Source organism: Bacillus sp. AFS077874 (assembly GCF_002566505.1).
Lineage (GTDB): Bacteria > Bacillota > Bacilli > Bacillales > Bacillaceae_G > Gottfriedia.
This window is the reverse complement of sequence record NZ_NUYF01000034.1, coordinates 1-1,228: the sequence shown is the minus strand read 5'-3', so window position 1 is coordinate 1,228 and position 1,228 is coordinate 1. Positions and strand designations below refer to the sequence as shown.

The following is a 1,228-nucleotide window of genomic DNA, read 5'->3' as shown; positions in this document are numbered from 1 at the left end:
TGGTAACCAAAAACATCAGCATAATAGCTGATGTTTTTTTGTGTTGGAAAATGAAAACGATAGACTTACTTAAAATTTTACTTAGTAAATAGAAATTAATTCCAGGAATGATCAAAAGTCAACTGACACGGTTAAGTTTTTGTTGTAGGATACGCTAAAGAAAACGGAAAATAGCATCATCGCTTTCTATCTGACGAAGAGAAAGGTGTAATAAAAAGTTTGGACCATATTCAAAATGGAAATTGTCTACATTATCGAATGAAATAATGTTATAGGCTGCATAAGGAAGTAGCTACAAAGTATCTTATGGTCTGAGTAACGAAAGTACAAAACACGACATTAAAGAGTGATTGCTCACATCATTTGTTTTTGAAATGACAGTTACTTATGATTGTTGAGTTTGTCCAGACTCAATATTGAGTCTATGTTTATTTGATTTATAGATTATATGAGGTGTTTGACTGATACTTAACAACTTCTTGAAAGAAGTATTTCCTAATTTAGAACTTAGACCACCTTTGTTTTACAATTGGGATATTGGGATACGATTTGAACTTGGGGTAGAGTGGGAAAGGGGTTATGTTTATCCTGATAACCCATATATATTGGGATGTTATAAAAGGGCAATCACTTTATTTGAAGCGATACACTCTTCAATAGAAGATATATTTGTCGTAATGGATGTAAATGATTTTGAAAGAGGTAAACAAATTAAACGTAAATTAGTGAACTTTCCACCATATGTAGAGAAGTCACTATTGTATAGATTAAAGCATCAAACGAAGCCATATGTTTTTCCTGAAGATGACGAAGAAGGAACATATAAAACGCATAGATTTAAATGTAATACGAATGAATTCAAATACCATTCTTTGTTAAAAGCAATATGCAACCATGATTTGGGAATTAGTCCGAGGGTTTTTCATAGAGTATATTTTATCAATATTAACAAGAAAACGATCTTTCACATTTACGATGACAGAGGGTGTGATTTATTGGCAACTTCACCCGACACAATAAGAGATATATATGATATTTACAATGAATGGATCTTGGATTATGACAAACCTAATATTGAGAAGGTTTTTAGTTGAAACATGATGAAAAGGGAAGCTACATTTCGTAGTGTTTCCTCACTAAAATTAACAGAGCAATATATATAGAAAGTTTCAAAAAAAGAGCGTATAAAACTTTTATTAATTTTTTGTAAAGAAATGCTTGCAATGAT

Annotated in this window: 1 protein-coding gene; it reads left to right on the top strand. The window is 30.9% G+C overall.

The window, feature by feature from the left end:
• Positions 1–479 precede the first annotated feature (479 nt).
• The gene (locus COJ46_RS19450; protein ID WP_097979003.1) at positions 480–1,094 is read left to right on the top strand and encodes a DUF3885 domain-containing protein; all 615 of its coding nucleotides are present in this window, start codon (positions 480–482) and stop codon (positions 1,092–1,094) included.
• The last annotated feature ends 134 nt before the right edge of the window (positions 1,095–1,228 follow it).